We start from the raw sequence: 23,545 nt of genomic DNA, 5'->3' as shown, positions 1-23,545 counted from the left end.
AGCCGCATTGTATGGGTGCGGCATGCTGCGCCCGTCTATCTTGCATGACAAAGGCGGATGTCACCACTACATTGAGTAGAGTGGTATGACAATGAGTCCAATAATGAAAGATCGAAAATACGCCGCCTGGGTCGCTAAAGAAAAAAGAAAGTCCACGTTTCACAGTTTTGACTGGTTTTTGCTGGTTAACGCCTTGTTCTCTTTCTACTTGTTCCTACAGCGTCTGGGGTCAGGGCTTTACGAGTCGTTAAGCCATTTGCTACGTTCAGCTCCGGCGATCACCGGCGTGATGCTGGTCGCCTTCGTCACCTATATGGTGTTGAGGGTGTTACGGCCATACGGTGAGAAAGCTCGCTGGTGGGGGCTGATAGTCAGTGTGACGGTTTTGTCGCTATGCTGGTGTGCTACCTTTCATCACCTGATCGTCATGGGCAATGTGACCATAGTCTACCCCTTGCTGATTGGCTTGGTGTTTGCCTCACTGATCCCCTTTTACCTCTCTCCCTTGCTGCTGTGCCTGTTTACGGTACCGATACTGGCGATGTCCATCAGCGAGAATATTTTCCTGCGCGGTGCAGCCTCACTGGCGAACGTGTTCTCTTATTTACTGATGCTGTTTTTGATCTACTCGGCCAAACGTATGTTGGAGAAATGGTTTATGTTGGCTATCGAGCGGGAAAGGGAGAACAAGCAGCTGATCGAGCGTCTGGGTAAACAGGCCAACCGCGATCCGCTGACTGGGCTGGCCAATCGGCGTTATTTCAGCAACTACTTTGACGAGGTGTTTTCTCGGGAGGTGGAGAGTCGGGAGCCTTTCGCCATCATCCTGCTGGACGTGGATTTGTTTAAAAAATATAACGACCATTATGGCCATCAAATGGGGGATGAGTGTCTGATCCGTCTGGCCGAGTGCTTTGAAAATAGCGTGCGTCGTTCACAGGATCTGGTGGCACGTTACGGTGGTGAGGAATTCATTATTCTACTGCCAAAATCCGATCGTGCCGAGGCGATAGCGGTGGCCGAAAGGATCAAGACCTTGGTTGCGGCGATCGCGATCCCTCACGAAGGTTCCGATGTTGGGCAATGGGTCACGGTGAGTCAGGGGATTGCATTATGGCGCGCCGGAGTGGGGCGTGAGCAATTGGTCGAGATAGCCGATAAGGCTCTGTATCAAACCAAGGCTAATGGGCGCAACGGCTATACGTTGGCTGAGTAGGAGGCAGGGGGAATGGCTTTCCCCCTGTCCTGCCTTTCTTATCAGCGATTACTTCCGCCGATAGTTTTTCTGTGCGTTATTCACTTTCACCAGATAACGGCGTGATTCACCCGCAGGATGCTTGGTGGTCAGAGTCTGATAAATATCACCAGGCTGCATGCTGTTGATGATGGTTACCGCTTTGGCCTTGTCACTATTGAACACCCGCAGCACGCTGCCAGCTCCTCCGTTGTATGCGGTGATCACCGCATAACGGCGTGAGGTCGGGTTCTGAATGCCGCCCAGGTAGTTATTCTGCAAGATGGCCAGATAGGCGGTACCGGTATCGATGTTGTTCTCCGGATCAAACAGGTAGCTGCGGCTTGGCGTGCCCCATTTACCTTTGCTCTGGAACACGTCTTTACCGGCGGTATGCTGCACCACCTGCATCAGGCCCAGCGCGTCGGAACCGCTTACCGCATACGGGTTAAAGCTGGATTCGGTCTGCATAATCGCCAGGATCAGCGACTCTTCGACGCCGTATTTCTCAGACGCTTGACGAACCATCGGCAGATATTTGTGTGCACGTTTATCCAGGTGGTTAGGCACCAGTTGCATAGTCACCGAGTAGATCACGTGCAGGCCTGAGGTACGCCTCTTTAGCTTGTTTTGCAGCAGGTAGTCGGCGAAGTGCGCCGCCCGCCATTCCCAGCGGATGGGTTGGCCCTTGTTATCCAGCACCTGGCCGTACAGGAACGGCTCTTTGCTGATCTGGATATCATTGGCGTCGGAATAGAGGTCGATCGAGCCCGGATCATCACCCATCAATAGGGTGCTGATCACCGCCTGGCGCAGATGAGCCGCCGGATCGGTGGTGGCGATGGTTTCGATAGTGATGGTGCCCGAATCAAAGTTGATGTGGCTACGGGTCTGATATTGGTCGGTATATTTGACGTAGTCTTTTGGCCCGGCGATCAGAACTTCGCTCAGCCCCCAGATGTTCTCGATATTGTGGGCAAATTGGCCCATCAAAATATCAAAGGCGTTGGTGTCTTTGACATAGGCTTCACTGACCACGTCGTTTTTTTTGCCGGAACAGGAGATCAGCAAAGGCGCTATCACTAGCAAAGCTAACATTTTCTTCATCTTGTTAAAGCCGTATACGCGAAGAATTAAACAGGGGGAAAGGGCCAGAGCTGGCCCGGAAAATCTTATTCGCTCGGTGGCGTATAGCCTTCGATGTGGACCTCATGCCCTTCGAACAGGAAGCGGATCATCTCTTGTTCCAGCAGTTTGCGGTCATCCACGTTCATCATGTTGAGCTTTTTCTCGTTGATCAGCATGGTCTGCTTCTTCATCCATTCTCCCCAGGCTTCCTTGGAGATTTCGTTGTAGATGCGCTTGCCGACTTCCCCTGGATAGAGCTGGAAGTCTTGCCCATCGGCGTCACGCTGCAGGAAGGTACAAAAAATGGTTCTGCTCATGCTAATTCCTCGTCAATGGCGCTGTTGCCAAATAAACCGGGTTGGGTCGGGGACTGTTTGGCCAACTGCTGTAGCAGGCGCTCAACCGGCGCGGCCAGCCCGACCGAAGGGGGCTGCGTTAAGTTATACCAGAGACCGGCACCCTCATCCATGGCGCTACCCGCTTTGTCGATGTTCAGCCACATAGGCACAATATCCAGATGGAAATGGCTGAAGGTGTGGCGGAAGGCGGTCATTTGCTCTAAACGGCTACCTTGCAGGCCGTGTTGTTGCAGCCAGAGTTCAAGATCGATCCGCGCGCTAAACTGTGGGAAGCAGAATAGCCCGCCCCACAGGCCAGTTCCTGGGCGCTGTTCCAGCCAGACGCCATCGCCCTGTTGCAGCATCAGGAAGTAGGCGGTTTTTTCCGGCAGGGTTTGCTTGGGCTTTTTGCCTGGGTAGTTGGCCCAGCTGCTGTTGCCGTTGGCGATGCAGCCGACATTGAGTGGGCATAGCTCACATTTTGGTTTGCTACGGGTGCAGACCATCGCTCCCAGATCCATCATCGCCTGATTGAACTGGCCAACCCCTTTTGCCGGTGTGACCTCTTCGCTGATTTCCCACAGGCGATTTTCCACCTCTTTCTTACCCGGCCAGCCAGCTATGGCATAGCAACGGGCCAGTACACGCTTGACGTTGCCGTCGAGGATCGGGTAGTGCTGCCCCTGGGACAGAGAGAGAATGGCACCGGCGGTTGAACGGCCTACACCAGGCAGCGCGACAATTTCTTCAAAGGTTGTCGGGAACTCACCGCCGTGCTGTGCGACAATGGTCTGCGCCGCTTTATGCAGGTTTCTGGCGCGGGCATAATAACCAAGCCCGGTCCACAGATGCAGGACTTCATCCTGCGGCGCTTCGGCCAGGGCACGCACGTTCGGAAAGCGTGCCATAAAGCGCTGAAAATAAGGAATAACGGTGGCAACCTGAGTTTGTTGCAGCATCACCTCAGAGAGCCATACTTGATAAGGCGTTTTATCGAGTTGCCACGGCAGCGTTTTGCGGCCATAGCGTTGGTACCAGTCAAGCACTACGTGCGAGAACTGTTGTGCTTGCATCATGAGCGAGTTCGCTATCCGGCAGATAAATAATGATGCGCGATTGCAGCATAGAGTGATGGTGCTGTAAACCGGAACTTTCCGCAGTAGCACATCCGGTATGATGATGAACGCTTGCTAAAGCAAGGTATCTTTGCATAATGCGCGTTCCCCTAATTGGCAGCCAAATAGACAGAAAGCACTATGATTAATGACGTCATCTCCCCAGAATTTGATGAGAACGGCCGCGCGATGCGCCGTATCCGCAGTTTTGTTCGCCGCCAGGGGCGGTTGACCAAAGGCCAGCAGCAGGCGCTGGACAACTATTGGCCGGTGATGGGCGTGGAATATCAGGCTGAACCTGTCGATATCGCCGCGCTGTTTGGCCGTGAAGCGCCAACCGTGCTGGAGATTGGTTTTGGCATGGGGGCATCCCTGGTCACCATGGCGGGCAACAACCCGCAGCAGAACTTCCTGGGGATCGAGGTTCACTCGCCGGGCGTGGGTGCCTGCCTGGCCGATGCCCATGAGGCGGAGTTGGCCAACCTGCGGGTGATGTGCCACGATGCGGTAGAAGTCTTGCAGAATATGATCCCGGACGCTTCACTGGATATGGTGCAGCTGTTCTTCCCGGATCCATGGCACAAGGCGCGCCACAACAAACGCCGCATCGTACAGACGCCGTTTGTTGAGCTGGTGCAGCGCAAATTAAAAGTCGGTGGCGTATTCCATATGGCCACCGACTGGCAACCCTATGCGGAACACATGCTGGAAGTCATGAGCAGCAGCGCAGGCTACCGTAATCTCTCCGAGAGTAATGATTACGTACCGCGCCCGGACTCGCGTCCGCTGACAAAATTTGAATTACGTGGCCAGCGTCTGGGACATGGCGTTTGGGATTTGATGTTTGAGAGGATGGAATAATGGCTAAGAACCGTAGTCGTCGTTTACGTAAAAAGTTGCATATCGAAGAGTTTCAGGAACTAGGCTTCTCTGTAGCCTGGCGTTTTGCTGAAGGGACCGCCGTTGAAGATATCGACAGCACCCTGGACGCGTTTATCGAGGAAGTGATCGAGCCGAACGGCCTGGCGTTTGACGGCAGTGGCTATCTGCAGTGGGAAGGTTTGATCTGCCTGCAGACGATTGGTCATTGCACCGACGAACACCGTGAGCTGATCAAAAACTGGCTGGAAGCACGCAAGCTGAACGATGTGAAAACCAGCGATCTGTTCGACATCTGGTGGGATTGATCCCGTCCGATTAGCATTGCCGAAGGTGCCTTAATGGCACCTTTGTTTTATCTGGTGTCCTTTCTGGAGTAGTGAGCGCGGTGGTAACAACATTAGATAACGCGTTGCTGGAAGAGATCCTGCAACAGGTTCGCCCGTTGATTGGGCAAGGCAAGGTTGCAGACTATATTCCTGCGTTGGCAGAAGTCGCCGCCGATCGGCTGGCGATCGCCGTCTGTACTGTTGACGGTGAGCTGTTTCAGGCCGGCGACGCGGCGGAGCGCTTTTCGATCCAGTCGATCTCCAAGGTATTGAGCCTGACGCTGGCGCTAACGCGTTATCAGGAAGGTGAAATCTGGCAGCGGGTGGGGAAAGAGCCCTCTGGCCTGCCGTTTAATTCGTTGCTGCAGTTGGAGATGGAACAGGGCAAACCGCGCAACCCGTTTATCAACCCAGGAGCGCTGGTGGTATGCGATATGCTGCAAACCCGGCTTAGTGCTCCCAAGCAGCGGATGTTGGAAGTGGTGCGCCAACTGGCAGGTGTTGATGACCTATCCTATGACATCCGCGTGGCGCGCTCCGAATTTGAGCATTCCGACCGCAATGCCGCCATCGCCTATCTGATGAAGTCGTTCGGTAACTTCGACAATGACGTACTGACCGTGCTGCAAACCTATTTTCACTACTGCGCGTTACGGATGAGCTGCGTTGAGTTGGCACGCAGCTTTGTCTACCTGGCTAACCAGGGCCGGACGCTTGATGGCGAAGAAGTGATCAGCCCGTTGCAGGCCCGGCAGATTAACGCCTTGATGATGACCAGCGGTATGTATGACGGCGCAGGTGAATTCGCCTATCGGGTTGGCATGCCGGGCAAGTCTGGCGTGGGCGGCGGTATCATCGCCATCGTCCCTGATGAACTGTCGATTGTCGTCTGGTCGCCGGAGCTGGATGCATCCGGTAACTCATTGGCGGGAACTGCGGCACTAGAACTGTTGTCTCAACGCATTAGCCGTTCGATTTTTTAACTCCATCGCACATGCGGTTGGAAGGGAGTCAGGAGAAACTATGTTAAAGAGAACCGGATTGGCCTTGCTGTTATTAACGGCTTCACAGGCGCATGCCGAGTATCAGTGCAGCGTCAGGCCACAGGACGACGTGATTATCAGCCCGCAGACCGTGCAGGTGGTAGGTGCCAGCGGTAACCTGCAAATTACCGCCGACGGCGATGTCACTCGTGATGGCAAAGCATTGAACCTGAACGATAACCAGCGCCAGAAGGCGTTCAGCTACCAGAGCGCATTGCGTAAAGATTTACCCTGGATCGATCAGGGTGCGCAGCAGCATCTGGAGAAGGCGCGGGTAGCGCTGGATAAAGTCATAGTTCAGCAGTTGGGCACAGACAGTAACGTACGCAACCGCCTGACCACGCTCAACGATCAGTTGAAGCAGCAGATGAACCGCATCATTGAACACCGCAGCGACGGCCTCACGTTCCACCACAAGGCGATCGCTCAGGTGGAGCAGGATGGCCGCAATATCGTGCAGCAGAGCATGGGCGGCGTATTGCAGGACAGCCTGAACGAAATGGGTGTCAAGCAGGTTGCCAACAGCAATGGCAACCCGTTGCAGGCGATCATGGGCAATCTGGGTGGGCTACAGCAGGCCATCAAGAACGAATGGAACAATCAGGAGCAGGACTTCCAGAACTTCGGTCGCGACGTGTGTAAGCGCGTAACGGCACTGGAAACCCAGCGTAAGGATCTGGTTAAGGCGTTGAACTAAGGTTTTACGTTAACAGGTTCCGTTGTTTTAAGAATTGCACTCTTAACTCGACGGAACCTTTTTTGTTGCCAGGGCAGTGTTGCTGAGTTTTTAGGGCTTGAACCGCATTGATGATCTCAATGGGCGCAGCTCACATGCTGCGCCCATACAGGTGAGCCTGCAATTCTACCTAAGTTATTCTTCCGGCAAGAACAGTTCCAACAGCGAATTAAGGAACAGTTTGCCATGCTCGGTGATCTGCCAATACTCTGGCGTCTCTAGCAGATAGCCTTTAGCCAGTGCTTCGTCCAATGGCGCGCGGATCACACTCTCATCCAGCCCGGTATATTGGGCGAACTCGGCGCGTGGCGCAGCTTCCAGCAGGCGGAAACGGTTCATAAAGAACTCGAATGGCCGATCGTGCGCCTCGACTTCATGCAGCTTGTCCCGATAGTCACCCCGCATAAAGCCGCGTGGATGCTTGGTTTTGGCGGTGCGCAGAATGCGGCCATCGGCAAAGGTCAGCTTGCCGTGTGCGCCACAACCAATCCCCAGATAGTCGCCAAAGCGCCAGTAGTTGAGGTTGTGCTGACACTGATAACCCGGTTTGGCGTAGGCCGAGGTTTCGTACTGCTGATATCCGGCGGCGCTCAACAGCTCATGACCTTGTTCAAAGATATTCCACAGTGCGTCATCGTCCGGCAATACCGGCGGGCGTGAGCTGAAGAGGGTATTTGGCTCGATGGTGAGTTGATACCACGACAGATGCGGCGGATTGAGGGCGATAGCCTGGCGTAGATCGTCCAGCGCTTCTTCCAGTGACTGATCCGGCAGGCCATGCATCAAATCCAGATTGAAACTGCGCAGGCCCAGGCCGGTTGCCAGATGCGCCGCGCGTTTGGCCTCATCCGGGCCATGAATGCGCCCCAGACGGGTTAGCTTCTCGGCGCTGAAGCTTTGTACGCCAATCGAGATGCGGTTCACCCCGGCGCGCTGGTAGCCACTGAAGCGATCGGCCTCCACGGTGCCTGGGTTGGCTTCCATGGTGATCTCGGCGTCATCCGCGACATGAATGCGCGCCCGCACGCCATCCAGCAGTGCCTGCATGGCTTCGGCACTCAATAGGCTCGGCGTACCGCCACCGATAAAGATAGTGCTGATTGCACGACCGCTGGCGAGCGGCAAATCAGCATCCAGATCCGCCAGTAGATGATCGACATATTCCTGGTGCGGCACTTCGCCTTTCAAGGCATGCGAGTTGAAATCACAGTATGGGCACTTTTGTACGCACCAGGGAATATGGATGTACAGGCTGAGCGGTGGCAGTTGTACGCTGTTAGCTGGCATTACGCATCGCTTCCAACATCAACTTCAACGCCTTGCCACGGTGGGAAATGGCAATTTTCTCTTCCCGCGTCAGCTCTGCTGCGGTGCAGCCCAACTCTGGCACATAGAAGATCGGATCGTAACCGAAGCCGCCAACGCCGGCCGCTTCAAAAGTGATTTCACCGTTCCAGCAACCGTGGAATACCAGCGGAGTTGGATCTTCTGCATGGCGCATATACACCAGCACGCAATGGAATTGAGCACCGCGCTTGCCCGCAGGCACGTCTTTCAGCGTCACCAGCAGCTTGTCCAGATTCTGCTGGTCGCTGGCCTCTAAACCGGCGTAGCGGGCAGAATAAATACCCGGAGCGCCGCCCAAGGCATCGACTGCCAGGCCTGAGTCGTCGGCAATCGCTGGCAGACCGGTGATCTGCGCGGCATGGCGGGCCTTGAGAATGGCGTTTTCAATAAACGTCAGGCCGGTTTCTTCGGCGGAATCTACGCCAAGCTCGGTTTGCGCTACCACGTCAAAGCCGAAATCGGCCAGCAGTTCGGCGAGTTCACGCACTTTGCCGGGGTTGCCGGTGGCAAGAACGATTTTTTGCATAATAGATACCTTGAAATTATTCGATGAGCGCCGCGATGGCCTCAGGGATCTGTTGCGGGTTGAGGATGCGCAATTGCTTGTGCCGCCCCAGCTCGCCTTTCTCGATGATCACGTTGCTTTTCGCCACCTTGAACTGCTTGGCGATAAACTTGATGAGATGGGCATTGGCCTGGCCATCAACCGGCGGTGCGGTGATGGCGACTTTTATCTCGTCGCCATGCAGGCCAATAATCTGATCGCGGCTGGCTTTGGGCTGAATATATAGCCTGACTACCAGCCCGTCCAGCAGCGGGGTAACTGCACTCACAGCAGGAACCAGAGCTCGCCGAACAGATCCATCCCCAGGTAGTTGATCAGATACAGGATCAGGATCACCACCATCGCGGAGAAATCAATGCCGCCCATTGCCGGGATCACGCGGCGGATAGGGGCCATCAATGGCTCGGTAAGCTGGAACATTACATAATCAATCGGGCTGCGGCCCTGGCTGATCCAACTCATCAAGGCGCGAATGATCATCACCCAGAAGATCAGGTAGCCGACGGATTTGATCAGAGAAATCAGACCAAACAGCAAATTGTACAGGCTGAGTGACAGGGTACCGCTCTGGATCAGCAGCAGTAGCGGATATTTAATGGTCATCAGCAGGAACGCCAACAGCAATGACGCGCTATCTACCGGCCCCATCGAAGGAACGATGCGGCGCAGTGGGCCGACGATCGGCTGGGTGATTTTCACCACAAACTGCGAAAACGGGTTATAAAAGTCAGTGCGCGTCAGTTGCATCCAGATGCGCAACAGCAGCACCATCACGTAAATATCAACGACGGTTTTGACCAGAAAAGTCAGCGTTAGCATGTAAGTTACCCTTCTCCTTAACTTCTGGGTTATCCCCTTGGTTTTCAGACCACCGTGGCGGCCTGAAACTCATCGGGCATAGTTAAAATGATTTTTCCATTTCCTGCGCACGGGAAACGGCGGCCTGCATGGCTTTGGCAACGGTCTCTGGCAACTGATGTTCGTTGAACACCCGTATTGCCTCGGCGGTGGTGCCCCCTTTGGAGGTCACCTGCTCACGCAGCGTAGCCAGTGAAATTTCCGGGTTGGCGGCGGCCAATGCCGCAGCACCGATAGCGGCCTGCTGCACCAGATCGCGAGCGGCCTGGCTGCTGAATCCCATACGTTCGGCTTCCTGCTGCATGGCATCCATAAACAGGAAGAAATAGGCTGGTGCGCTGCCTGCGGCGGCGATCACGCCATTGATGCCGTTTTCGTCATCGACCCAGCAGACTTTACCCACCGAGCTCATCAGATCGCTGGTGTAATCACGATCCTGTTGGCTAACCTGCTCGGGAGCATACAGCCCGCTCATTCCTTTACCGACCAGTGAAGGGGTATTGGGCATGATGCGCACGATATTCAAGCCTTCGCCGAGCATTTGATAGAAACGGCTCACCAGAATACCGGCGGCGATCGACAGCACCAGTTTACCGGAGAAATCGACCTGTTCCTGTAAAGGTAAGCAAACCTGCGCCATCATTTGCGGTTTCACCGCCAGGACCACGACGTCGGCCTGTTGTGCACAGGTGATGTTGTCTGCGCTGCTGTGGATGCCATATTCGGCGGCCAGGGCGTCACGGTTTTTTGCTGACGGCGCACAAACGCTGATGGCGGCTGCCGGATAGCCACCGGCGACCAGGCCAGCAATGATAGCGCGAGCCATATTACCGGCACCAATAAAGGTAATTTTGCGATGTTGCATCCAATCCTCGTTATACGGTGGTGTGCGAGTAGTCGCGGGCACCAAAAATGGCGGTGCCGATACGAACCATCGTGCTGCCAGCGGCGATCGCTGCCTGCATATCATCTGTCATGCCCATCGACAACGTATCCACCTGCGGATAGCGCTGCTTGAGCTCCTGGAAAGCGTCGTTCATCTGGCCGAATGTCGCCAACTGGCGCTGATAGTCGTGTTCCGGGGCCGGGATGGCCATCAGCCCACGCAAGCACAGGTTAGGCAATGCGGCGACCGCCTCGGCCAGCGCTGGCAGCTCACTCAATACAATGCCAGATTTACTCTGCTCGTCACTGATATTTATCTGGATCAACACGTTTAACGGCGGCATTTCTGCGGGGCGCTGATCGCTCAGGCGCAGGGCAATACGCAAGCGGTCAACGGTGTGGCACCAGGCAAAGTGCTCTGCCACCAGCCTGCTTTTATTGGATTGCAGCGGGCCGATAAAGTGCCATTCCAATCCTGCCCCTTCCGGCAACTGGGCAAAATACTGGATCTTGTCTACCCCTTCCTGCACGTAATTCTCGCCAAACGCGTGCTGGCCTGCGGCGATGGCTTGTGCGATCGCCTCCGCAGGTTTGGTTTTGCTGACTGCAAGCAATGTCACTTCTTCTGGAATGCGTGCGCAGTCTTGAGCGGCCGCTGCAATACGGCTCCTGACATCCTGCAGATTCTGTTGGATAGTGCTCATGATTAACCCGGGAGATTGATATGGATATCGATGAATTTGTGGCTCTTAGTGTAAAGCATAATGCCTCCGATCTGCACCTTTGTACCGGCCATCTGCCAATGTTACGTATCGATGGCGAGCTCCAGGCCGTGGAACGTGGGGAAATCCTCACCCAACAGCAGATGTCGGCATGGTGCCAAACGCAGTTATCGCAAACGATGTGGCAGCAACTCCAGCAGGTGGGGCAGCTCGATCTGGCGCTAGCTCTGGCTGATGGTACCCGGCTACGTGCCAATTTCTTTTTGCAAAATGCCGGGGTCTCCGTGGCGTTACGCCGGATCGCCAGCCAGTGCCCAACGTTGGCCGAACTGACTACTCCGGAAATTATTCCGGCGCTGCTGCAACGCGAAGATGGCTTGATACTTGTCACCGGTGCTACCGGCAGCGGCAAGTCGACCACCTTGGCGGCGATGATCGACTTTATTAATCGGCATCAGCGCCGCCATATCCTCACGCTGGAAGATCCGATCGAGTTTATCCATCGTAGCCAGCGTTCCCTAATCCAGCAGCGCGAGTTAGGGCGGGATACCCACAGTTTTGACGATGCTCTGCGGGCCGCACTGCGTGAAGATCCAGACGTGATCCTGCTGGGGGAGCTGCGTGATACCACCACCGTTCGGCTGGCGTTGACCGCGGCAGAAACTGGCCATCTAGTTCTAGCTACTTTGCATACCCGCAGCGCACCACAGGCGGTGGAAAGGCTGGTGGATGTCTTCCCGGCGGAAGAGAAAACCTATGTTCGGGCCCAGTTGGCCAGTAGCCTGCAGGCGGTGATCGCGCAAAAGCTGCTGAGCAAGCCCGGGGGAGGGCGTGTTGCCATTTACGAGATCCTCACGGCCACGGCAGCGGTGAGCAGCATGATCCGCGAAGGTAAAACCCATCAGTTGGTCAGCGTATTGCAAACCGGTGCGCAGTCAGGCATGCAAACTTTTGAACAGGGTTTGCAACAGCGTGTTGCGCAGGGAATATTATAATGCCACAATCGATTAGCTATTTCCCCCTTATACCTTATATTTAATTGCAATCAATAGCACAGAGGTTGCGTGCAAGAGCGAAGTATATTGGTAACTCAAGAGCGAATTGTGTTGCAGTATAAGCAACTCTCTATGGGTTTTTATTTTTAGGACTAGTATTAGGATAAGGATATTCTTATGGGTTCCTGGTTGATTGTTGACGATCATCCCGCAATTTGTTTCGCTGTGAAAGCAATTTTATCTTCATTAGGTAATAACTCGATCCAGACCGCAACTAACGGTCTGGATGCCATGGCGCGAATAAGGGAAAATACGCCGCAGCTGGTGATACTTGATATCATGCTGAACAAAATGGATGGGCTGCAGATCCTACAGCATATTCGCCAGGTGGACAGCGCTATTAAAGTGGTGGTCTATACTAGCCTGCCCACGGGGAGCTATGCAGAAAGAGCGTTGCGTGCCGGGGCTAGCGGGTTTTTCAACAAGGATCAGGATATCAGTCAATTGGCACCATTGTGCCAACTGGTGCTGCAAGGCTATGCCTGTTTTCCACAGATTACTCTGATGCCTTTGCTAAATTCACCGCAAAAAAGTGAGAATGATCTTACTCGCCTTTCCGATCGTGAATTGACCGTGTTGCGGTATTTGTCAGAGGGTCTTAGCAATAAGGAAATAGCCGATCGTCTGATTTTGAGCAATAAAACCATCAGCACTTATAAGACACGTCTGATGGAAAAACTAAAAGTTAGCAGTACAGAAGATTTGGTGGCTTTTTTTCATCATCAGAGCGAACGACCTGACGATGAATAAATTGCTCTTGATACTTTTGTTTTTTTGCTGTGGTGTTTCCGCTGGGGAAGTTCCCGCGTTTCGTGAAACTAATTTGCTTAGCCGTAGCCAGGTTCAATTATCCGAGCCCGAGCTGACCAGTGATGATTGGCAATGGTTGCGCCGTAAACGTGTGCTGGTTTTCGGCATTGCGGCCCCCAATTATTCTCCTTTTGATATCATCAGTGGCACCCGGGATTATGGTGGTATCAATGCTGATTACCTGGGGATCGTCGGCTATAACCTTAACGTACAGATAAAGGTGCGTTACTACGAAGATGCCTCAGCCTTACGGAGGAGTCTGGATAAGGGAGAAGTCGATCTGATCGGCAATGTCGCTGCAAAAAGCGTAGCCGATCCCGACATGCTGCTTTCTACACCTTATGTCTCTGCCTCACCGGCATTGGTGGTGCGCACCGATAGCCTGCTGCAACAGAATCCCCCCAAGCGCATTGCTATCGAACGCCTATACAGCGGTAATCAGAGCTTGATAGCACGCTTTCCGGCAGATTATCAGGTCTTTGACATACCGCGCCGTGCGCTGGAGGCGTTGTCGTTCAAGAAGCTGGACGCTTTTATTGGTGATGCCACGGTGGCTCGCTATTTAATCAATCAGGGCAACCTGAACAATCTGCGTTTGCAATTGCTGCCACAACAGGACATCAAAGGCTTCTCCTTTGGCATGGCCAAGGGGAATGTGCGTTTACAGCGAATATTGAACGCTGTTTTAGCGAGCATTCCGGAAAGCACCCATGCAGAGATCCAAAGCCGCTGGAATGGCGGGATCCCCATGTCACAAAGCGATGAACACCTGCTGCTGACCTCACTGGAAAGAAAGTGGGTGGAAGAACATCCCAGGGTGCGCTTGGCCGTTAATGGCGATTTTGCCCCTCTGGGCTTCTTCGACGTTCAGGGGGAGTTCCGTGGTCTGACAGCCGATGTGATGGAGGCTATCTCTAGCCGTATAGGGCTCAAGTTTGACATTATCCGCGCGCAATCACTGCAAGACTCCCTGGATGCAGTGAAAACCGGCAGGGCTGACATTGTCGCTGGCGTGACGCTAGATGCAATCTGGCCTAACGGGTTGCTGACCACTCGTTCTTATTTATTCAACTCTTGGGTATTGCTGGGGATCCAGGAGCAGATTAGCCAAGATCCTCCGCAGTTGATTGCCCTGGTCGCAGGGCACCCTCTGCAGGTTATCTTGCGGGAACAGTACCCCGAGAGCCGGATCATTACCGTGCCTTCACCCCAAGCCGGTATTGAGGCGTTAAAAGCAGGAAAGGCTGAAGCACTCGTGTTGCCGATGATTAGCGCCGATTATTTCCTGGCTCGGGAGCCCACATCGGGGCTTAGTATTCTGAGTGCTCTGGATATTGAACCGGCGCGTTTTGTGATTGGTGTCTCTGGTAATGAATATCCCCTGGCAACGATCCTCGACAAGGCATTGCTGAATATCCCCCCAGAGGATATCCATGCGATGACCAGCAATTGGTATAACAACACCTATCTGCTTGAAGGTACCCCGGGTGATGGAGAATTGCTTGCCCACTGTTATTCCACAGCGTGGTTACTGATCGTTCTGTTGCTGGCAATGCTGGTGATAGTCTTGGTTATCAGCCGGTTGCGCAGTAAGCGCCGCCTGGTGCAGCGTTGCCAGGCGATCATCGATAGCGTGCCCTTGCCGATTTACATCACCAATCTGAAAGACCAGATAGTGATGGCGAACACGCCGTTTTTTAATGCCATCAATGCTCCCGCAGAGAAAGTCGTCGGTAGCTCACTGGAAAATTACCCACTGCAACTGCCTGTTACGCTGGATATTGGCCGGGGTGGTGAGCAGGAACAGGTTTTATCAGTTATGCAGTTGGGGGGCCAGTCGCGTACTTTGCAGCAGTGGGGCCAATTGTTAATTACTGAGGATCAGCGTGCTGAAGGAAAAATCGGCGGGTGGTTTGACGTGACCGAACGCGATCGCCTGATTGCGCAGTTACAGCAGGCGAAAGAGCGCGCAGACAGTGCCAACCGGGCTAAAACCACCTTCCTGGCCACCATGAGCCATGAGATCCGTACCCCGCTCAATGCCATTATCGGCATGTTGGAACTGTTGCTGAACCGCCCGCAACGGGAGGAAGCTTTAGATCGAGAACTGCTGAGTGTTGCACATGAGTCCGCCCATTCTCTGCTGGCCTTGATTGGTGACATTCTTGATATCTCACGCATTGAGGCGGACCGTTTGATCCTGCATCCACAGCGTGCCGATATCCGTCGCCTGATTGAAGCCGTGGCGATGTTATTTGACGGTGTGGCACGCCAAAAAGGGTTAGCGTTCAGGTTGGATATTGACGCGGGGATCACTGGCGATGTGTTAGTAGATCCTATGCGTTTCAAGCAGGTGCTATCCAATCTGGTGAGTAACGCCATCAAGTTTACCGAGCAAGGGCAGGTCACACTCAGCGTCGTGGTCGATCAGATTAGCGAAGAACGAGCGGATCTGCGGCTACGTGTCTCTGATACTGGCAAGGGAATTGATGCTGTTACTCAAGCGCGTCTTTTCCAACCCTTTACTCAGGGCAATGGGGAGGCTGGCGGGACGGGGCTAGGGCTGTATATTTGCCGCAAGCTGGTAGAGATGATGGGAGGGACCATCGCATTGAACAGTGAGGTGGGTATTGGCAGCGAGGTCACCGTGCTGCTTTCGGTGCCGAGATTGCTGAAATTCCCCCCTCAAACACCTCTGGAGGAACCCGCCCCGATGGCATCATCCCAGCTGCGGGTACTGATCGTTGAAGATCATCCGGCGGGCAGAATGTTGTTGACCCAACAGTTGCAGTTTCTTGGCCATCAGCCCAGTGCGGTGGGGGATGGGGAGCAGGCGCTGCAGCTGTTGGAGCAGGACAGCTTCAACCTGATTATCACCGACTGCCAGATGCCTGAACGCGATGGTTACAGCCTGAGCCGCCAAATCAGGCACCTCGAGCGTGAACAGCAGTCCGTTCCTACGGTGATCTGGGGGCTGACGGCCAATGCGCAAGAAAGTGCACGGGAGGCCTGTCTGCAGGCGGGAATGGATGACTGCCTGTTTAAGCCGGTTAACCTGAGCATATTAAAAGCGAAATTGTCTACGTTGCCACTGGCTGATGTGGGGAACAGTGAAGAGGAGCCTGCGTTTGTCGTGGAAGATTTACCAGCGGAATTGCGCCAGCCAAAGGTATTGCAAGAGTTCATCCAAACCCTGCTGGATTGCTTGCATGAGGACTGTACGCAACTTGCCATGGACATGAAGCAACAACCGATGGACCTGATAAGCATACGGGCGTTGGCCCATAAATTGGCTGGTGCGGCGCGGTTGGTGAATGCTGAAAAACTGAATCAAGCTTGTCAGTCATTGCATGACAACCCCGTTCAGGCCACCGCAACGGCGGTGCTGGGGGAAGCGCAACGGCTGCTCAGTAGCTTAAAGAAGGTACAACGGACTACAGGAGAATAGTCCCTTCCTACAGAGTGATTAAGCCTTCTGCAGATATTAAGGTAAGGGCGATCATTTTATTCTTTGTTGCACAGGAAGGGGGGCTTTTGGGCTCCTCATGTGTAATAACGTTTAAGGATAAAATGATGAAAAACACCACTAAATTAGCGATTCTGCCACTGGTTCTGGTTCTGGGCGCCAGCTTCTCTACCATGGCTAATGCGGCTTACGACTGTAACGCCAAGCGTGCTGCGATCGAATATCAGATCCAGCAGGCAGAGAAGTACGGTAACTACAACCGCGTAGCGGGTCTGAAGCGTGCTCTGAGCGAAGTTAATGCCCATTGCACCAACGGTAGCGTGCTGCAGGATGCGCAGAAGAAAGTTACCAAGCTGGAACAGAAACTGGCCGACAAGCAGCAAGACGTCCAGGAAATCAAAGCCGACCTGCGCGAAGCTCAGGCTAAAGGTGACGCCAAGAAAGTGGCCAAGTACCAGAAAAAACTGCAAGAAAAGCAGGCTGACGTAAAAGAAATCAAGCAAGAGCTGAAGCAGGCTCGTGCTGAACTGGCCGCTGCACAGAAATAAACAGTCATGATTTGGTAATTAAGGGGCGCAGATGCGCCTCTTTTTGTGTCGGATAAATATTGTGGTTTGCACTCAGGGAACGAATGAAACCCACTTTTCATATTGCCATTATGTCGTTAGGCCTGTTGGTTAACGGTGCCAGGGCTGAAATAAATAACGTCTATCTCATTATTAACGATAACTTTAAGGGCGAGGTGGCCGTTAACCTGGGGCTGGATGAGCAGCCGTGTATTAATGCCCCCTTGCTACGTGAGTGGGGGATACGTGATGCCGCGATAGTGATGGAAACGACCCCTGAGGGCTGTATTCTGCCCGACGCATTGAGTGCCCGAAAAATTGGGGTGTTCTATGAGCCGATAGCACAATTACTGACGGTAGATATCCCGGCAGGCATGCTGGGTGACAGCAAGCTGGCAGGCCGCTGGAATGACGGTATTAATGCGGCATTTGTTAACTATCAGTTCAATTACGGCCATTATGCGGGCGAAAACTATCACGATACGCAGCGGCACGAAAGCCTGTATGCCGATATTACCACCGGGGTAAACGTGGGCCCTTGGCGGCTGCGTTATCAGCCCGTCTATCAGAAAGAGATCTGGGGCAACCCGACCTGGCACACCGAAAGGGCGCTAGCCTATCGGGATCTCAAAGCCTGGCGCGCCACGCTGACTTTGGGCGACAGCGTGACGCCATCAGTTTTATTCGATAACGTCCGATTCCGTGGCATCAGCCTGGTATCGGATAGCCGAATGCTACCGGATGGCCTGCGGCAGTTTTCCCCCTGGATACGTGGCTTCGCACGGAGTAATGCGGAAGTGAGGGTGCGCCAGAACGGTGAAGTTATCTATCAGACATTTGTTTCCCCGGGAGCATTCGTGTTGAAAGATGTCTATCCGCCCGCGCTTGAGGGGGATCTTACCGTCACGATACGCGAAAGCGACAGTACCGAAACCGAACGAAAGATCCCCTACTCCTCCATGCCCAACCTGGTTTACGCCGGCCAGTGGCGCTATGACGCCTCGGTGGGTAAATACCAACCCTATTACGGTATGGAAGAGGAGCAGCCAGGCTTTGCTCAGGCCTCGCTCAGTTATGGGCTCCCGAGGAAGGTTACGCTGTATGGTGGTTTCCAGGGGGCAGATATTTATCGCAGCGTGGCGGTCGGGATTGGCAAGAGTCTTAACCACTGGGGAGCGATTTCGGCGGATTACACGTTTTCATCTGCCCGTCAGCCAAGACGTTCAGCGCCGGACACCGGCGGCATGGCGCGTATGCGTTACGCCAAGGCTTTCCCGGCCTGGGAGTCTTCCCTCAGCCTGATGGCGCAATATTATCCGCGGCAGCGCTATCGTACGTTTGGCACGGCGATAGAGCAGCAGAGCACCTATTGGTGGGACTGGGAAGACGGCATTTTTGTCGGTGACTTTGACGAGGAAAAAAAGTATCGCCTGGAAGCGCGCTATAACCAGTATCTGTCCGATTCAGACAGCCTTTACCTGACGTTGGCTCGAGAGGCCACGCGGGGTAATCAAAGAGGTGAAACCAGCGTCGAGATGGGCTTCAGCGCCAGCCTGGGTAAGGTAGACGTTGCGCTGTATGCGGAATATAACCGCCCTTCGTATGGCAAAGAGCAGGCACAGTTGGGGCTCTCTGTCTCGCTGCCGTTGAACGCGATCGGCGCACCACGTATGAAGCTGAATTATGATCATACGTTGGCTAACGATCGGACCGACAGCCGGCGGATAGGCGTCAGTGGTACACTGCTTGACGACTATAGCCTGAGCTACAACGCCAGCACTAGCCAAAGTCAACGCAATGGCAGTAGCCAGGATCTGAGCGCCAATTATCAATATAACGCAGGTGACCTGCGGGTAGGTCATTCGCAAGGGGCAGGCTATCGCCAGCAGAATCTGGAGCTTGCTGGCAGCCTGATGGCGCATCAGGAAGGACTCACGCTTGGGCAGACGTTAGGCGAAACCGTGGCCATCGTCAGTGTGCCTGGGACGCCGGGGATTGGCATCGATAATCAGTATGGCGTCACCACCGACTGGCGGGGCTATGCGCTGATAGGCAATCTGACGCCGTACCGTATCAACAGTCTGACGCTGGACAGCCTTGAACTACCGGATACGCTTGAATTGCCTGAATCTGATCAGGAAGTGGTGCCTACCGCTGGTGCGATCATGTTCAGCCGCTTTGCTCCAGCACGGAAAATCAGCCCGGATGCTGCTCAAACCAGCTCTCCAGAATAACCACGGCGGAGGCAGAATCGACGCTGCCTTTATCCAATGCGCGGAATCCCCCATGGTCAAACAGATTGGCCCGTGCCTCCACGGTGCTCAGGCGCTCATCATGCAGGGCAATCTGCACACCAAAGCGGCCATGCAGCCGGTTGGCAAATTTACGCGCTCGTTCGGTCAGCGGCTGTTCGGTGCCATCCATATTCAACGGTAAGCCAACCACCACCAGGTCTGGCTGCCACTCTTTCAGCAGGCGCTCGATCTTCTGCCAGTCAGGTACGCCGTCCTGGGCTTTAAAGGCCGCCAGCGCTCGAGCGGTGCCAGTAATTTCCTGGCCGATCGCTGCGCCGATGCTTTTGGTCCCGAAGTCGAAGGCGATAATGGTGCGGTTAGTCATCAGGCGTGTCCTGCGTGGCTGGCAATGCTGCGAATATCGATGCCAAGGCGGTTGGCGGCTTCGCGCCAGCGGTTGGCGATCGGCGTGTGGAACAGAATGTCGGTATCGGCCTCGGCGGTCAGCCAGGCATTTTCCAGCAGTTCCTGTTCCAACTGGCCCTTTTCCCAGCCCGCATAGCCAAGCGCCACCAGCACATCGGTGGGCTGATCTGGCGTGCCAAGCGTTTCCAGCACGTCTTTCGAGGTGGTGATCATGGTGGCCGGTGAGATCTGAATGCTGGAGCCAAAGCCTTTGCGTGGGGTATGCAGAATAAAGCCGCGATCGTCAGCCAGCGGGCCGCCAGCGAACACTGGTTTGTCCAGGCTGATCGCCAGATCGCGTGGTGAAGGCTTGATATCGAGTTTTTCCAGCACCGTCTCCACGGTGAAATGTTCCACGGGCTTGTTGATCACTAATCCCATGGCTCCGTCGTCATTATGTTCGCAAACGTATATCACCGAACGTTTGAAGCGCGGATCTTGCATTGCGGGCATGGCAATCAGGAAATGGTGCTGTAAATTCATGGCGTTAATTCAATTCGGAAGTAAAATGCATGCCCTCTCCCAATGAGAGAGGGCGCGTCGTCGGCCTACTTCGCGGCCAGACGTTTTTCAATGGCGTCCATCAGCATGCCGGTGACGGAAACCGGGAATGCGGCTTCGATCTCACGGGCGCAGGTTGGGCTGGTGACGTTGATCTCGGTGAGGCGATCGCCAATCACGTCCAGGCCAACAAAGATCAGCCCTTTCTCTTTTAGCGTTGGGGCAACCGCGCGGGCAATTTTCCAGTCGCTTTCGCTCAGAGGGCGCGCTTCACCACGGCCACCTGCGGCCAGGTTACCACGGGTTTCGCCTTGGGCAGGGATACGCGCCAAGCAGTAAGGCACCGGTTCGCCATCCACCACCAGGATGCGTTTGTCCCCATCCTTGATGGCTGGCAGGAAGTTTTGCGCCATGCAGAAGCGGCTGCCGTGCTCGGTCAGGGTTTCGATAATCACCGACAGGTTGGGGTCGTCCTGCTTCACGCGGAAGATCGAGGCCCCGCCCATGCCGTCCAGCGGCTTGAGGATGATATCGCCATGCTGCTGGTGGAATTTGCGGATATGGGCAGCGCTGCGGCTGACCAAGGTGTCTGGCGTCAGCTCCGGGAACCAGGCGGTGAACAGCTTTTCGTTACAGTCACGCAGGCTCTGTGGCTTGTTGACCACCAGCGTGCCTTTCACTTCGGCACGTTCCAGGATGTAGGTCGCATAGATGTATTCAGTGTCGAACGGCGGATCTTTACGCATCAGGATCACGTCCAGATCCTGCAACGCCAGATCCTGCTCGCTGCCAAAGCTGAACCAGCTCTCTTTGTCTTCTTTCACGTTCAGCAGGCGCGTGCGGGCACGGCCATCACCGGCATGCAGATAGAGATCGTTCATCTCCATATAATGCAGTTCCCAGCCGCGGCGCTGCGCTTCGAGCAGCATGGCAAAGCTGGTGTCTTTTTTGATATTGATGGATGCGATAGGGTCCATCACGATGCCGAGCTTGATCATCTCTTCTCCTTACGAACCTGTGAGACAGGTTCTTAACCCAGGTCGCCGAAACGGACCTGCAAAGCGGTAATTGCGGTGAGCGCGGTGGTTTCTGTACGCAAAACGCGTGGCCCCAGCAGGATATCAGTAAATCCATAGTCTGTGGTCATGGCAATTTCTTCGGCGGATAATCCGCCCTCCGGCCCAATGAGCAGACGTACGCTCACTACCGGCAACGGCAGGGTATTGATACTTTGGCTGGCGCGTGGATGCAGGTTCAGCTTGAGGCTATCGTCCTGCTCGGCGCACCAGTGTTCCAGAGACATCGCTGGGCGGATTTCCGGAATGCGGTTGCGGCCGCATTGTTCGCAGGCCGCGATGGCGATTTTTTGCCACTGCTGGAGTTTTTTCTCCAGGCGCTCACCGTCGAGTTTAACGCCGCAGCGCTCGGAAAATAGCGGAGTGATCACGTTCACCCCCAACTCAATGGATTTCTGGATGGTGAATTCCATCTTTTCGCCTCGGGAGATCACCTGGCCAAGATGTAAGTTGAGCGGTGATTCGCGATCTTCCCGTTGCCCGGCGTTGATCTGAACCAGCACGTTCTTTTTATCCACCCGGGTGATTTCTGCCTCAAACACCTGGTTGCTGCCATCGAACAGTTGCAGTGCCTGCCCGGCGCTCATCCGCAGCACGCGGCCGACATGATTGGCGGCATCCTCGCTCAATGCAATTTCTGCACTGGCGCTCAAGGGCTCTGGATGGTAAATGCGGGGTTTACGCATAATGATTGTCAGATCCTGGCTCAATGATACGGCGCTGCCGGAGGGCAGCGCGAAAGCACTATAGTAGGTCAGCCTTTTTGCTGCTGACAAGCCTGTTGAATATAAGGGTTGTGATTCCCTTGTACCATGGCGATGCGTGCTTCACGTCGACATTCCCAGGCGCTGACCGGATACAGGCGGTTCCAGGCTTCAAACAGCTGGGTTTGCTGGCGTGAAAGCGGCAACTGGTAGCGATCGCGCATGTAGAAGTAGGTGCGGGCAATGGCACCTCGCGCACGGGCAGGTGGCTCGGCCTGCTTGTTCTTGAAGTCTACCTTCATTTGACACTGTCCGTATTGCCCTTCGCCACCCCGCCACTGGCTGTACATAAAGTTATTGCGGTCACCATTTACTTCACCGATGGCGGGTTGCAGGTTGTGCAAGTCGATCTCTATCTGGCGATAAACCGGATCCTTGTTGCAGTTTTTACGCCCACCCTGTTGCCAGCACTGCAACTGATGGCCGAACTGCCAGGCCGGAACCACATGTTCCCACTCGATACGCTCGGCGCGTTGGGCATTTTTACGCACCTGATAGCCGCAGCTATCAAGATCGGGAACACCTTTCTTACCTTGCCAGTCGATCTTGCAGCCACAATAAAAGCTGCCTGGGGCATCCTGGTTGATTTTGGCGGCGGCAGCCTTGGCTTGGGTAAAGTTATTAATCCCCTTGGCTAGCGTGCCGCTAGAGACCGTTAATACGACTAAAAATAAAATTTTGCGATGCATATTCCAAAACAGCTCAAAATTGGAAAGGCAGGCAGGGTAGCGGAAGTCACCGACAGGTGCAAATAGAGATAATGGATTGTTTTAACTTATAAATATAATTAATAACCGCATTGATTAACCGGAAAATGTCAGCTTTTCACCACACTGGCGGCAGCGGTATTCGCTCTCACCGCGCATCACCCGATTATGGCGGCGCAGGGTCAGCTGATGCTGCTGGCAATCGCAGCGGTAGGGAAAGGTTTTGCTCTGTACCGAGCGGGTCTCAAACTGGTGGGTACGGCTGGCAGGAACCTGCAATACGTTTTCCATCATCCAGCGCCATTCCCGGCCATGCGGCGGCACGCGGCCAAACTGGCGGAAGACCAGCAGATGAGCCAACTCATGGGGGACCACTTCGTCGATGAACGGCTGTTGGTTTTCCATCAGCAGCACCGGGTTGAGGCGGATTTCCCAGGCTTGCAGCCAGGCGGTGCCCGCGCTGGTGCCGCGTTGCTGATAAAGGATCTTGGGCTCTGGGAACTCGACGGCAAAATGCTGCCGCGCCAGCTGCAATTTGTCTCGCAGGCAGCGCATTACCGCCTGTTGCAGCGCAATGGGGATTCTTACTCTGTTCATAGTGGCGCTAGCTTAAGCAATGGCGTGTCGGCTGGCAACGGGGGCAGTAGGGAAAAGTATATGGTCTACCGTTATGCAAAGCTTGTATGTACGATGTTTGTGTCTAAAATAGCGGCGATTTCACA

At 54.4% G+C, this 23,545-nt stretch carries 25 protein-coding genes; 10 read left to right on the top strand and 15 right to left on the bottom strand.

Annotated elements, in window-relative coordinates; all coding sequences use genetic code 11:
• The first annotated feature begins 103 nt into the window (after positions 1 to 103).
• Positions 104 to 1,216, top strand: coding sequence for a GGDEF domain-containing protein (locus KGP21_RS23610; protein WP_021806302.1), 1,113 nt, complete (start codon positions 104 to 106; stop codon positions 1,214 to 1,216).
• A gap of 48 nt (positions 1,217 to 1,264) precedes the next feature.
• On the opposite strand, the gene mltC is transcribed toward KGP21_RS23610, so the two are convergent.
• The 3 genes from mltC to mutY form a co-directional block, all read right to left on the bottom strand.
• Positions 1,265 to 2,341 carry a membrane-bound lytic murein transglycosylase MltC gene (mltC, locus tag KGP21_RS23605; RefSeq protein ID WP_021806301.1) on the bottom strand — a complete coding sequence of 359 codons (1,077 nt, stop codon included), beginning with the start codon at positions 2,339 to 2,341 and terminating at the stop codon, positions 1,265 to 1,267.
• A gap of 65 nt (positions 2,342 to 2,406) precedes the next feature.
• Positions 2,407 to 2,679: an oxidative damage protection protein gene (locus tag KGP21_RS23600; protein WP_021179657.1), complete on the bottom strand. Its 273-nt coding sequence runs from the start codon at positions 2,677 to 2,679 to the stop codon at positions 2,407 to 2,409.
• Positions 2,676 to 3,776 (bottom strand): A/G-specific adenine glycosylase, encoded by a 1,101-nt coding sequence (mutY, locus tag KGP21_RS23595; RefSeq protein ID WP_021806300.1) that lies wholly within the window; start codon positions 3,774 to 3,776, stop codon positions 2,676 to 2,678. The genes KGP21_RS23600 and mutY overlap by 4 nt, the downstream gene beginning before the upstream one ends.
• 180 nt (positions 3,777 to 3,956) lie before the next feature.
• Between mutY and trmB the strand changes: the two genes are divergently transcribed.
• The 4 genes from trmB to KGP21_RS23575 all read left to right on the top strand — a co-directional run bounded on the left by trmB (position 3,957) and on the right by KGP21_RS23575 (position 6,763).
• Positions 3,957 to 4,676, top strand: a complete 720-nt coding sequence (gene trmB / locus KGP21_RS23590) for a tRNA (guanosine(46)-N7)-methyltransferase TrmB (protein ID WP_021806299.1) — start codon at positions 3,957 to 3,959, stop codon at positions 4,674 to 4,676.
• Positions 4,676 to 5,002, top strand: coding sequence for a YggL family protein (locus KGP21_RS23585; protein WP_021806298.1), 327 nt, complete (start codon positions 4,676 to 4,678; stop codon positions 5,000 to 5,002). Before trmB ends, KGP21_RS23585 begins: the two co-directional genes overlap by 1 nt.
• An 80-nt stretch (positions 5,003 to 5,082) precedes the next feature.
• Positions 5,083 to 6,006 carry a glutaminase B gene (gene glsB / locus KGP21_RS23580; RefSeq protein WP_094981501.1) on the top strand — a complete coding sequence of 308 codons (924 nt, stop codon included), beginning with the start codon at positions 5,083 to 5,085 and terminating at the stop codon, positions 6,004 to 6,006.
• Positions 6,007 to 6,046: 40 nt separating this feature from the next.
• Positions 6,047 to 6,763, top strand: coding sequence for a DUF2884 domain-containing protein (locus tag KGP21_RS23575; protein WP_059201775.1), 717 nt, complete (start codon positions 6,047 to 6,049; stop codon positions 6,761 to 6,763).
• A gap of 174 nt (positions 6,764 to 6,937) precedes the next feature.
• On the opposite strand, the gene hemW is transcribed toward KGP21_RS23575, so the two are convergent.
• The 6 genes from hemW to KGP21_RS23545 all read right to left on the bottom strand — a co-directional run bounded on the left by hemW (position 6,938) and on the right by KGP21_RS23545 (position 11,161).
• Entirely contained in the window at positions 6,938 to 8,089 is a 1,152-nt protein-coding gene (gene hemW, locus KGP21_RS23570; protein ID WP_021806295.1) for a radical SAM family heme chaperone HemW, read from the bottom strand.
• Positions 8,079 to 8,675 carry an RdgB/HAM1 family non-canonical purine NTP pyrophosphatase gene (gene rdgB, locus KGP21_RS23565; protein WP_021806294.1) on the bottom strand — a complete coding sequence of 199 codons (597 nt, stop codon included), beginning with the start codon at positions 8,673 to 8,675 and terminating at the stop codon, positions 8,079 to 8,081. Before rdgB ends, hemW begins: the two co-directional genes overlap by 11 nt.
• Positions 8,676 to 8,691: 16 nt before the next feature.
• Positions 8,692 to 8,982, bottom strand: coding sequence for a DUF167 family protein YggU (gene yggU / locus KGP21_RS23560; protein WP_021179665.1), 291 nt, complete (start codon positions 8,980 to 8,982; stop codon positions 8,692 to 8,694).
• Complete coding sequence (locus tag KGP21_RS23555; RefSeq protein WP_021179666.1) at positions 8,979 to 9,533, bottom strand: YggT family protein; 555 nt, start codon at positions 9,531 to 9,533, stop codon at positions 8,979 to 8,981. Before KGP21_RS23555 ends, yggU begins: the two co-directional genes overlap by 4 nt.
• A gap of 82 nt (positions 9,534 to 9,615) precedes the next feature.
• Positions 9,616 to 10,437, bottom strand: a complete 822-nt coding sequence (gene proC / locus KGP21_RS23550) for a pyrroline-5-carboxylate reductase (RefSeq protein ID WP_021806293.1) — start codon at positions 10,435 to 10,437, stop codon at positions 9,616 to 9,618.
• A gap of 10 nt (positions 10,438 to 10,447) precedes the next feature.
• Positions 10,448 to 11,161: a YggS family pyridoxal phosphate-dependent enzyme gene (locus KGP21_RS23545; protein WP_059201772.1), complete on the bottom strand. Its 714-nt coding sequence runs from the start codon at positions 11,159 to 11,161 to the stop codon at positions 10,448 to 10,450.
• A 20-nt stretch (positions 11,162 to 11,181) separates the two neighbouring features.
• On the opposite strand from KGP21_RS23545, the gene KGP21_RS23540 reads away from it, so the two are divergent.
• The 5 genes from KGP21_RS23540 (at position 11,182) to KGP21_RS23520 (ending at position 19,310) form a co-directional block, all read left to right on the top strand.
• Positions 11,182 to 12,174, top strand: coding sequence for a type IV pilus twitching motility protein PilT (locus KGP21_RS23540; protein ID WP_223500337.1), 993 nt, complete (start codon positions 11,182 to 11,184; stop codon positions 12,172 to 12,174).
• Between the two features lie 177 nt (positions 12,175 to 12,351).
• Positions 12,352 to 12,984, top strand: coding sequence for a response regulator transcription factor (locus KGP21_RS23535; protein ID WP_021806290.1), 633 nt, complete (start codon positions 12,352 to 12,354; stop codon positions 12,982 to 12,984).
• A gap of 73 nt (positions 12,985 to 13,057) precedes the next feature.
• Positions 13,058 to 16,492 (top strand): ATP-binding protein, encoded by a 3,435-nt coding sequence (locus KGP21_RS23530; protein ID WP_223500336.1) that lies wholly within the window; start codon positions 13,058 to 13,060, stop codon positions 16,490 to 16,492.
• A 125-nt stretch (positions 16,493 to 16,617) separates the two neighbouring features.
• Positions 16,618 to 17,058, top strand: coding sequence for a DUF1090 domain-containing protein (locus KGP21_RS23525; protein ID WP_021179672.1), 441 nt, complete (start codon positions 16,618 to 16,620; stop codon positions 17,056 to 17,058).
• 83 nt (positions 17,059 to 17,141) lie between these two features.
• On the top strand, positions 17,142 to 19,310 hold the full coding sequence (locus KGP21_RS23520; protein ID WP_223500335.1) for a fimbria/pilus outer membrane usher protein: 2,169 nt from the start codon (positions 17,142 to 17,144) through the stop codon (positions 19,308 to 19,310).
• Here KGP21_RS23520 and ruvX read toward each other — a convergent pair.
• From ruvX to KGP21_RS23490, 6 genes are all read right to left on the bottom strand, one after another.
• The gene (gene ruvX, locus KGP21_RS23515; RefSeq protein ID WP_021179674.1) at positions 19,273 to 19,695 is read right to left on the bottom strand and encodes a Holliday junction resolvase RuvX; all 423 of its coding nucleotides are present in this window, start codon (positions 19,693 to 19,695) and stop codon (positions 19,273 to 19,275) included. The genes KGP21_RS23520 and ruvX overlap by 38 nt on opposite strands.
• Positions 19,695 to 20,258, bottom strand: coding sequence for a YqgE/AlgH family protein (locus KGP21_RS23510; RefSeq protein WP_021806286.1), 564 nt, complete (start codon positions 20,256 to 20,258; stop codon positions 19,695 to 19,697). Before KGP21_RS23510 ends, ruvX begins: the two co-directional genes overlap by 1 nt.
• A gap of 65 nt (positions 20,259 to 20,323) precedes the next feature.
• Positions 20,324 to 21,274, bottom strand: a complete 951-nt coding sequence (gene gshB / locus KGP21_RS23505) for a glutathione synthase (protein ID WP_024484034.1) — start codon at positions 21,272 to 21,274, stop codon at positions 20,324 to 20,326.
• 32 nt (positions 21,275 to 21,306) lie between these two features.
• Positions 21,307 to 22,038 (bottom strand): 16S rRNA (uracil(1498)-N(3))-methyltransferase, encoded by a 732-nt coding sequence (gene rsmE / locus KGP21_RS23500; RefSeq protein ID WP_059201752.1) that lies wholly within the window; start codon positions 22,036 to 22,038, stop codon positions 21,307 to 21,309.
• Between the two features lie 68 nt (positions 22,039 to 22,106).
• Positions 22,107 to 22,805 carry a deoxyribonuclease I gene (gene endA, locus KGP21_RS23495; protein ID WP_223500334.1) on the bottom strand — a complete coding sequence of 233 codons (699 nt, stop codon included), beginning with the start codon at positions 22,803 to 22,805 and terminating at the stop codon, positions 22,107 to 22,109.
• A 114-nt stretch (positions 22,806 to 22,919) separates the two neighbouring features.
• Entirely contained in the window at positions 22,920 to 23,420 is a 501-nt protein-coding gene (locus KGP21_RS23490; RefSeq protein WP_021806282.1) for a SprT family zinc-dependent metalloprotease, read from the bottom strand.
• Between the last annotated feature and the right edge of the window lie 125 nt (positions 23,421 to 23,545).

This window comes from Serratia sp. JSRIV004 (genome assembly GCF_019968705.1).
GTDB lineage: Bacteria > Pseudomonadota > Gammaproteobacteria > Enterobacterales > Enterobacteriaceae > Chania > Chania fonticola_B.
This window is presented reverse-complemented; position numbering and strand designations above follow the sequence as displayed.

What these genes read in the sequence shown, in the direction of transcription:
- KGP21_RS23525 (WP_021179672.1), top strand. Translation starts at nt 16,618, where the DNA reads ATGAAAAACACCACTAAATTAGCGATTCTGCCACTGGTTCTGGTTCTG.
- gshB (WP_024484034.1), bottom strand. Translation starts at nt 21,274, where the DNA reads ATGATCAAGCTCGGCATCGTGATGGACCCTATCGCATCCATCAATATC.
- endA (WP_223500334.1), bottom strand. Translation starts at nt 22,805, where the DNA reads ATGCATCGCAAAATTTTATTTTTAGTCGTATTAACGGTCTCTAGCGGC.
- KGP21_RS23545 (WP_059201772.1), bottom strand. Translation starts at nt 11,161, where the DNA reads ATGAGCACTATCCAACAGAATCTGCAGGATGTCAGGAGCCGTATTGCA.
- rdgB (WP_021806294.1), bottom strand. Translation starts at nt 8,675, where the DNA reads ATGCAAAAAATCGTTCTTGCCACCGGCAACCCCGGCAAAGTGCGTGAA.
- hemW (WP_021806295.1), bottom strand. Translation starts at nt 8,089, where the DNA reads ATGCCAGCTAACAGCGTACAACTGCCACCGCTCAGCCTGTACATCCAT.
- KGP21_RS23540 (WP_223500337.1), top strand. Translation starts at nt 11,182, where the DNA reads ATGGATATCGATGAATTTGTGGCTCTTAGTGTAAAGCATAATGCCTCC.
- ruvX (WP_021179674.1), bottom strand. Translation starts at nt 19,695, where the DNA reads ATGACTAACCGCACCATTATCGCCTTCGACTTCGGGACCAAAAGCATC.
- proC (WP_021806293.1), bottom strand. Translation starts at nt 10,437, where the DNA reads ATGCAACATCGCAAAATTACCTTTATTGGTGCCGGTAATATGGCTCGC.
- KGP21_RS23610 (WP_021806302.1), top strand. Translation starts at nt 104, where the DNA reads ATGAAAGATCGAAAATACGCCGCCTGGGTCGCTAAAGAAAAAAGAAAG.
- KGP21_RS23510 (WP_021806286.1), bottom strand. Translation starts at nt 20,258, where the DNA reads ATGAATTTACAGCACCATTTCCTGATTGCCATGCCCGCAATGCAAGAT.
- KGP21_RS23585 (WP_021806298.1), top strand. Translation starts at nt 4,676, where the DNA reads ATGGCTAAGAACCGTAGTCGTCGTTTACGTAAAAAGTTGCATATCGAA.
- KGP21_RS23575 (WP_059201775.1), top strand. Translation starts at nt 6,047, where the DNA reads ATGTTAAAGAGAACCGGATTGGCCTTGCTGTTATTAACGGCTTCACAG.
- KGP21_RS23555 (WP_021179666.1), bottom strand. Translation starts at nt 9,533, where the DNA reads ATGCTAACGCTGACTTTTCTGGTCAAAACCGTCGTTGATATTTACGTG.
- mltC (WP_021806301.1), bottom strand. Translation starts at nt 2,341, where the DNA reads ATGAAGAAAATGTTAGCTTTGCTAGTGATAGCGCCTTTGCTGATCTCC.
- KGP21_RS23490 (WP_021806282.1), bottom strand. Translation starts at nt 23,420, where the DNA reads ATGAACAGAGTAAGAATCCCCATTGCGCTGCAACAGGCGGTAATGCGC.
- trmB (WP_021806299.1), top strand. Translation starts at nt 3,957, where the DNA reads ATGATTAATGACGTCATCTCCCCAGAATTTGATGAGAACGGCCGCGCG.
- KGP21_RS23535 (WP_021806290.1), top strand. Translation starts at nt 12,352, where the DNA reads ATGGGTTCCTGGTTGATTGTTGACGATCATCCCGCAATTTGTTTCGCT.
- KGP21_RS23600 (WP_021179657.1), bottom strand. Translation starts at nt 2,679, where the DNA reads ATGAGCAGAACCATTTTTTGTACCTTCCTGCAGCGTGACGCCGATGGG.
- mutY (WP_021806300.1), bottom strand. Translation starts at nt 3,776, where the DNA reads ATGATGCAAGCACAACAGTTCTCGCACGTAGTGCTTGACTGGTACCAA.
- rsmE (WP_059201752.1), bottom strand. Translation starts at nt 22,038, where the DNA reads ATGCGTAAACCCCGCATTTACCATCCAGAGCCCTTGAGCGCCAGTGCA.
- KGP21_RS23520 (WP_223500335.1), top strand. Translation starts at nt 17,142, where the DNA reads ATGAAACCCACTTTTCATATTGCCATTATGTCGTTAGGCCTGTTGGTT.